The organism is Streptomyces sp. P17 (genome assembly GCF_032436805.1).
Classification (GTDB): Bacteria; Actinomycetota; Actinomycetes; order Streptomycetales; family Streptomycetaceae; genus Streptomyces.
The window spans coordinates 134,107-141,645 of record NZ_JAVRBF010000013.1; the positions used below are offsets into that span (position 1 = coordinate 134,107).

Sequence of the window (7,539 nt, forward strand, 5' to 3'; positions counted from 1 at the left end):
GCGATCGGCCCGTCCCACGAACGCGCCTGCGTCCCACGGCAACTTCCTTGCGCGCACGGACAAGTGCGCACCTGGACGCGCCACTACCGTCGTGCGCTCGTCGACCGCCACCTGCTGTGAGGACTTGATGACGGAACGGATACCGGAGGCGGTGTTCTGGTGCCTGGCCGTGGGCCTGATCGCCGTCACCGTGCTGCTGGTGCGCGAACGCGGCATCACCGCACGGCAGCGCGGACGGAACACCGACCTGAGCGACGGCCTGCGGGCCCGGGACGAGGAACTCCGCCACCTCGTCTCGGCCCGGCTGCCGGCCCTGGAGGACGCCCCCCACCAGCAGGTCCCGGCCGTCGGTCCGCTCGACGACCGGCTCGCCGACACCAAGTTCGCGAAATGCCTCGACGCTGTCCTGGAACGGTTCGCCGGCGCGGTCGAGCACGCCCGGTCGCGCGCCGACCAGTCGGCGAAGGCCGCCCTGAAGGCGTCGATGCGCTCCATCCAGGCCCTGGCCAACGAACAGCAGGTGTCCATCGCCGAGATGCAGGACCGGCACGACAACCCCGGCGTGCTCCGCGACCTCCTCGAAATCGACCACACCAACGCCCAGTTCGGCCGCCGCGCCCAGGCCATCGCCGTACTGTGCGGCTCATGGCCGGGCCGCCAGCGCACCACCTCCGCGCTCATCGAGGTCGTACGCGGCGCCACCTCCCGCATCCGCGACTACCGGCGCATCCGCATCAACGGCGAGGTCGACATCGCCGTACGGAGCCGGGCGGTCGAACCGGTGGTGCTCGCGATCGCCGAGCTGCTCGACAACGCGGCACGGCACTCACAGCCGGGCACGAGTGTTGAGGTCACCGTCCAGACGGTGCACAACGGCGCCTGCGTGGTGATCGACGACGCCGGGGTCGGCATGGACGGCCGGGCGGCCGAGCACGCCGCCGAACTCCTCGCCGGCACCCACACGGTGGACATCACCCGGCTCGGCGACCCGCCCCGCTTCGGCTTCGCCGTCATCGGGGCGCTGACCGAGCGCTACGGGTTCAGCGTCTCCGTGGGCACGGTCTCCCCGTACGGCGGTGTACGCGCCGTGGTGTTCCTGCCGACCGCGCTGCTCACGCACCTGGACGCCGCCGTGCAGACGCCCGCCCCGTCCGCGCCGATCCCAGATACCACCGCCGATCCGGCCGACCCCGACCCCCAACCCACCCCCGAGCCCGAACCCGCGGCGGCGACCACGCCCGGAGGCCTGCCCAGGCGCCGTCGCCGCTCCGCCCGGCGACCGGCGGCCGAGCCCGTACCGGCCGACGAGGTCGGCGGCCGCTCGGCCGAGGAGAACGCCCGGCGCATGGGCGCCTTCGCCCGCGGCACCCGCTCCGGCAGGTCCGCCCAGCACCCGCTCCACGACGACGAAGGGAACAGCCACGAATGACCGGGCCCACCAACAACACGTTGGGCTGGATGCTGGACGAGGTGCTGAAGGTTCCGCATGCGCGTCACGCGATCCTGCTCTCCGCCGACGGCATGCTCCGCGCCTTCTCCAAGGACATCGACCGGGACGACGCCGAACGGCTGGCCGCGGGCCTGTCCGGCGTCCAGTCGATCAGCCGCAGCACGGCCGAGTTCTGCGGCCCCCCGCACACCCCGTGGCGGCAGACCCTGATCGAGTTCGCGCACGGCTACGTCTTCCTGGTCGCCGCCGGCGAGGGCGCCTACCTCGCGGTCTCCACCGGTAAGGACGTCGACATGGAGGCGGTCACCTACCGCATGCACAAACTCGTCGACCGGCTCGGCAAGGAGCTGACCAGCCCCGCCCGGCAGGACACCGGCAGCCCGGCATGACACCCCGGCGCCGTCCCGCAGACCGGCTGGTGCGGTCGTACGTCGTCACGGACGGCCGCGCCCACCCCACCCGCAACACCCTCGACCTGGTCACCCTGCTGATCGCTGCCGACGATCTGCCACTGACCGGACTCAATCCGGAAAAGCGCAGGCTCATGGAACTGTGCCGGCCGGAGCCCTGTCCGTCGCCGAGGTGGCCGGCCATCTGGCGCTGCCGGTCGGCGTGACCAAAGTGCTGATCGCCGACCTCATGGACAGCGGCCACATCGTCACCCGCGCGCCGATTCCCGCAGCCCCGCCGACCGACGCCCGAATCCTCCAGGAGGTGCTCGATGGACTCCGCGCCCGCCTCTGACGACGTCTATCTGCGGCCCACCGTGCAGACGGCGGTCAAGCTGCTCGTCGTGGGCCACTTCGCGGTCGGCAAGACCACGTTCGTCGGCACGCTCTCCGAGATCCGGCCCCTGCGCACCGAGGAGGTCATGACCGAGGCCGGCGCCCTGGTCGACGACCTCGCGGGCCTGCGGGACAAGACGACTGATCGCCAACAGCCTGCGGCTGCTGCTGTCCGACGACCGGTTCGCGGGCAGCCTGTCGGGCGGCAGCATGCCGGTGGAGGACGCCCTCGACGAGGTGCTGTGGACCGACCCGCCCATGGCCAACTACGCCGTGCACTACCCGATCCACGACGTCGTGTACGAAGGGGCGGTACTGCGGGCCGGGCATCCGCTCGTGGTCAGTCTCGCCGCGGCGAACACCGCCCCCTCCCTGACGGTGCATCATCGTGCGGGCAACCGCGCCCACTTGGCGTGGAGCGCGGGCCCGCACAACTGCCCGGCGCAGAGCCCGGCCCGGCTGATCGCGGCGGTGGCCGTGGAGAAGCTGCTCGACCGGCTTCCCGACGTCGAACTCACCGTGCCCGTCGAGGAATTGGTCTGGCGGCCGGGCCCCTTCCACCGTGCGCCGGCCGCGCTGCCGGTGACGTATCCGCCGGCCACCGTCTCCCCGTCCATCACCGGCGACGAGCCGCCGGTGCAGCACACCGAGCCGACGCCGGGCCCGCCCGCGGCGCCCGAGGCCGGCCGCGTGCGGCGCGGCTGGGCCGCACGGCTGCTGGCGTGGTGGCGCGGCGAGTGATCAGGACAGGCGTACCGGAAGACTGCGGTGGCCGTTGGAGATGAAGGAGTCGACCGGCTCCAACTCGGCCTGGGGCACGGCGAGTCGAAGGCCGGGGAAGCGGTCGAAGAGCGCCCGGAGAGCGATACGGGCCTCCAGCCGGCCCAGCGGGGCACCCAGGCAGAAGTGCACGCCGTGCCCGAAGGCGAGGTGCTCCTTGTCGGCGCGGGTGACGTCGAAGCGGTCGGCGTTCTCGCCGTACTTCCCGGGGTGCCGTCCGGCGGCCGCGTACGCGGCGAGGATGGCCTCGCCCTTGCCGATCACCATCCCGTCGGGGCCGCCGAACTCGCTCATCTTGAGGTCCTCGACGGCGTACCGCAGCGGCAGGCTGGCCACGGGCGCCTCCACGCGCAGCGCCTCCTCGACCACGTCCTCCCACGAGACGCGGCCGGAGTGGACGTGGGCGAGCTGGTCCGGATGGGTCAGCAGGAGGTGAATGGCGTTGTCGATCAGATTGACCGTGGTCTCGTGACCGGCGCTGACCATGAGCACCAGGGTGTCGAGCAGCTCCTGCTCGCTCAGCGGGGTGTCGCCGTCGTCGCGGGCCGCGATGAGCGCGGATGCCAGGTCGTCGCCCGGCGACCGCCGCTTGAGGGCGACGAGTTCGCCCAGCGCCGCGTACAGCCGCAGGTAGTTGTCGGTGACTTCCTCCGGGGTGGCGGAGGTGTGGAAGACGCCGTCCACGACGGCCCGTAGCTCCGCACCCTGCTCCTCGGGCAGGCCGAAGAGTTCGCTGATCACCCGGATCGGCAGCGGATAGCAGAACTCCTCGCGCAGATCGACGACTTGGCCGCGCCGTCCGGCCTCCTCGATACGGTCCAGCAGGGCCGCGGTGATCTCCTCGATGCGAGGCCGGAGTGCCTCGGTGCGCCGTGCGGTGAACGCCTTGGAGACCAGGGCGCGCAGCCGCTTGTGGTCGCCTCCGTAGGCGGTGAACATGTTCTGCACCGCGACCCAGGTGAACAGCGGCCATTCCGGGGCGATCTCGCCGTTGATCCACCGGGGCCAGTGCTGGCGCGGGTCCTTGGAGACGCGTGGGTCGGTGAGCAGGCGCCTGAGGAGGTCGGGACTGCTGACGGCCCAGGCCTGGACACCGTCGGACAGTTCGACGAGGGTCACCGGTCCGCGTTCGCGTATCCGGGCGGCCTCGCCGTGGATGTCACGGCCGGTCGGGTCGATCACTAAGGGGCGCGGGTGTCCCACGGAAGCCTCCCTGACGCTCGCTCAACCATACGACCGGTAAAGCTACTTGGACGTAGAGTGCCCGGGCGAGACCCGTCGGCGCGCGCTGCGCACGGGGAGAACTTCTCTGCGCCCGGTCGCAAGTCGAGGGGTTCGCTTCCGCCCTACGGTTCGGGGTGTCGGATCGGAAAGCCGGTGAGGGTGATGGCAGTCGGCAGGACCTCGTGGTGGATGCAACCGGGCAGCGTCGAGGTGCGGACCGTGGCCGCGGGCGGCTGGTGGGATGCCGTACGCGTACCCCTCGACCTCGGCCTCGACGCCCTTCGCTACCTCGGCGAGGACACCGGAGCCGTGATCAGGGACGGCTTCGGCGGCCGCCTGTACTGGATGATCCCTCCGGGTTCCGCCGCCGGCTGGAACGTCCCCCAGGTCCGCGTCCTGGGCCGGGGCTGCCATGTGGCGATCCCCCCGCTCCACCGCGTCATGAGCCCCGGCCTGTGCTGGCAGATCCCTCCGACACGGGACCGCGAGTGGACGAACACCCTCCGCGCGGCCCCCCTCCCCGAGAAGTCCCCCACCCCCTGAACACCCGCCCCGGCCGAACCTGAGCCCGGCCGGGGCGGGACATCTCTCTCAGGAGAGGTCGAACCGGTCGAGGTTCATCACCTTGTCCCAGGCGGCCACGAAGTCACGGACGAACTTCTCCGAGGCGTCCTTGGACGCGTAGACCTCCGAGAGGGCTCGGAGCTGGGAGTGCGAACCGAAGATGAGGTCGACGGCGGTGGCGGTCCACTTGGCCTCGCCCGTGGCGCGGTCCCGGCCTTCGAAGACGTTCTCGTCCGAGGTGGACGCCTTCCACTCCGTGCCCATGTCGAGCAGGTTGACGAAGAAGTCGTTGGTCAACGTCTGCGGGCGGTCCGTGAAGACGCCGTGCCGGGACTGCTTGAAGCCGGTGTTCAGGGCCCGCATGCCGCCGATCAGAACCGTCATCTCGGGAGCGGTCAGCGTGAGCAGGCTGGCCCGGTCCAGCAGGAGGGTCTCCGGCGACAACTTCTCTCCCGCGCGGAGGTAGTTGCGGAACCCGTCCGCCCTGGGTTCGAGCACGGCGAACGACTGCGCATCGGTCTGCTCCTGGGAGGCGTCCGTACGCCCCGGTGCGAACGGGACCGTGATGTCGTGCCCGGCGTTCCTCGCGGCCTGCTCGACGGCCGCGCATCCGCCCAGGACGATCAGGTCGGCGAGCGAGATCTTCTTACCGCCGGCCTGCGAGGCATTGAAGTCCTGCTGGATCTGCTCCAGGGTCCGCACCACCTCGGCCACCTCGGGCAGGTCGTTGACCTCCCAGTCCTTCTGGGGCGCCAGACGGATCCGTGCTCCGTTGGCCCCGCCGCGCTTGTCGGTGCCGCGGAAGCTCGCCGCCGCTGCCCAAGCGGTGGTGACCAGCTGGGAGACGGACAGGCCCGAGGCCAGGATCGTGGCCTTGAGGGCAGCGATGTCCTCGTCCGCGACCAGCTCGTGATCGACCGCGGGGACGGGGTCCTGCCACAGCTGCGGCTCGGGAATCCACGGGCCGAGGTAACGCGAGGCCGGCCCCATGTCGCGGTGCAGCAGCTTGTACCACGCCTTGGCGAACGCGTCCGCGAGTCCGTCCGGGTTCTCGTGGAAGCTCTTCGCGATCGGCCCGTAGACCGGATCCAGCTTCAGTGAGAGGTCCGTCGTCAGCATCATGGGAGCGTGCCGCTTCGACGGATCATGGGCATCGGGCACGGTGCCCTTGGCCGAGGGATCCGTGGGAGTCCACTGCTTGGCACCGGCGGGGCTCGTGGTCAGCTCCCAGTCGTACTTGAACAGGTTGTCCAGGTACCCGTTGTCCCACCTGGTCGGCTCGGCGGTCCATGCGCCCTCAAGCCCACTGGTGAGCGCGTCGCCGCCCGTGCCGCTGCCGTACGTGTTCCGCCAGCCGAGACCCTGCTGCTCGATGGGGGCGCCCTCGGGCTCCGGGCCGATGTAGCCGGCGTCGACGGCACCATGACACTTGCCGAAGGTGTGGCCGCCGACGATGAGGGCGACGGTCTCCTCGTCATTCATCGCCATGCGCCCGAATGTCTCGCGAATGTCTCTGGCGGCGGCCATGGGATCCGGGTTGCCGTTGGGGCCCTCGGGATTGACGTAGATCAGTCCCATCTGCACGGCACCGAAAGGACCGGTGAGTTCCCTGTCGCCGCTGTATCGCTCATCTCCGAGCCATGTGTCCTCGGGCCCCCAGAAGATCTCCTCGGGCTCCCAGATGTCCTCGCGTCCGAAGCCGAATCCGAACGTCTTGAACCCCATGGATTCCATGGCACAGTTGCCGGCGAAGACAAGAAGATCCGCCCAGGAGATTTTCCGGCCGTACTTCTGCTTGACCGGCCAGAGCAAACGGCGCGCCTTGTCGAGGCTCGCGTTGTCCGGCCAGCTGTTCAGCGGGGCAAAGCGCTGCGCTCCGCTGCCGCCGCCACCCCGGCCGTCCGCGATGCGATACGTGCCCGCGGCATGCCAGCTCATCCGGATGAAGAGCGGCCCGTAGTGCCCGTAGTCGGCAGGCCACCAGTCCTGGGATGTCGTCATCACCTCGAAGACGTCCTGCTTCAGCGCGTCGACGTCGAGGGTCGCGAACTCCTTCGCGTAGTCGAAGTCCTCGTCCATCGGATTCGACCGGGACGAGTGCTGGTGGAGAATCTGAAGGTCCAGCTGATTCGGCCACCAGTCCCGGTTCGTCTTGGGCCGAGTCTGCGTGGGACTCGGGGAGGGGATTACCGGGTTCTCGCTTTCACTGCCGGGCATGATGTCCTTCTCCCTGTCTCCGTGTTTATTTCCGCACGTCTGTATGGTCGCGCACCACAGACAGCATCGCTACGAAACACGCAGGGCACTCCCGCATGACAAACGCGGGAAAGGGCTGCATCCCATTCGGACCAGTGGCTCGTAATTCAACCGGGCGGAGCCGACAGGTGGATGAGGATGCCGCACACCTCGTCCACGATCTCCCGGACCTCCCGCTCGCCCACGCAGTCGCCCAGCTCGCGCGCCGCCCCGCCGATCACCGTGGTCAGCACGCGCACCCGGACCCGGCCGGCACGTCGCGTCTCGTCCACCTCCAGGAGCCGGGCGTTGCGCCTCGATCTCCCTCGGCCACGGCGCGTTCTTCGCGGCCGGGGCCTACACGGCGGCCGTCATGCTCGACCGGTACGACACCGGCCACCTGGCCACGCTGCCGGTCGCGGCCGCCGTCATGCTCGACCGGTACGACACCGGCCACCTGGCCACGCTGCCGGTCGCGGCCGCCGTCATGCTCGACCGGTA

Annotated in this window: 6 protein-coding genes and 3 pseudogenes; 6 read left to right on the forward strand and 3 right to left on the reverse strand. The window is 70.2% G+C overall.

Annotated elements, in window-relative coordinates; all coding sequences use genetic code 11:
* Positions 1 to 127: 127 nt before the first annotated feature.
* From RMT89_RS11295 to RMT89_RS11315, 5 genes and pseudogenes are all read left to right on the forward strand, one after another.
* Positions 128 to 1,429 (forward strand): ATP-binding protein, encoded by a 1,302-nt coding sequence (locus RMT89_RS11295; RefSeq protein WP_315883689.1) that lies wholly within the window; start codon positions 128 to 130, stop codon positions 1,427 to 1,429.
* The gene (locus RMT89_RS11300; RefSeq protein ID WP_315883690.1) at positions 1,426 to 1,839 is read left to right on the forward strand and encodes a roadblock/LC7 domain-containing protein; all 414 of its coding nucleotides are present in this window, start codon (positions 1,426 to 1,428) and stop codon (positions 1,837 to 1,839) included. The genes RMT89_RS11295 and RMT89_RS11300 overlap by 4 nt, the downstream gene beginning before the upstream one ends.
* Positions 1,836 to 2,194 (forward strand): annotated as a pseudogene (locus RMT89_RS11305) (DUF742 domain-containing protein). The gene RMT89_RS11300 and the pseudogene RMT89_RS11305 overlap by 4 nt, the downstream one beginning before the upstream one ends.
* Positions 2,172 to 2,378, forward strand: a pseudogene (locus RMT89_RS11310) (ATP/GTP-binding protein); the annotation flags it as partial. The pseudogenes RMT89_RS11305 and RMT89_RS11310, both read left to right, overlap by 23 nt.
* A pseudogene (locus RMT89_RS11315) lies at positions 2,371 to 2,976 on the forward strand (cytochrome P450); the annotation flags it as partial. The pseudogenes RMT89_RS11310 and RMT89_RS11315, both read left to right, overlap by 8 nt.
* Here RMT89_RS11315 and RMT89_RS11320 read toward each other — a convergent pair.
* Positions 2,977 to 4,218, reverse strand: a complete 1,242-nt coding sequence (locus RMT89_RS11320) for a cytochrome P450 (protein ID WP_315883691.1) — start codon at positions 4,216 to 4,218, stop codon at positions 2,977 to 2,979.
* Positions 4,219 to 4,428: 210 nt separating this feature from the next.
* Between RMT89_RS11320 and RMT89_RS11325 the strand changes: the two genes are divergently transcribed.
* On the forward strand, positions 4,429 to 4,782 hold the full coding sequence (locus RMT89_RS11325) for a hypothetical protein (protein ID WP_315883692.1): 354 nt from the start codon (positions 4,429 to 4,431) through the stop codon (positions 4,780 to 4,782).
* A gap of 48 nt (positions 4,783 to 4,830) precedes the next feature.
* Here RMT89_RS11325 and katG read toward each other — a convergent pair whose 3' ends face one another.
* Complete coding sequence (gene katG / locus RMT89_RS11330) at positions 4,831 to 7,020, reverse strand: catalase/peroxidase HPI (protein WP_315883693.1); 2,190 nt, start codon at positions 7,018 to 7,020, stop codon at positions 4,831 to 4,833.
* 146 nt (positions 7,021 to 7,166) lie between these two features.
* Positions 7,167 to 7,331: a hypothetical protein gene (locus RMT89_RS11335; RefSeq protein ID WP_315883694.1), complete on the reverse strand. Its 165-nt coding sequence runs from the start codon at positions 7,329 to 7,331 to the stop codon at positions 7,167 to 7,169.
* Positions 7,332 to 7,539: the final 208 nt, after the last annotated feature.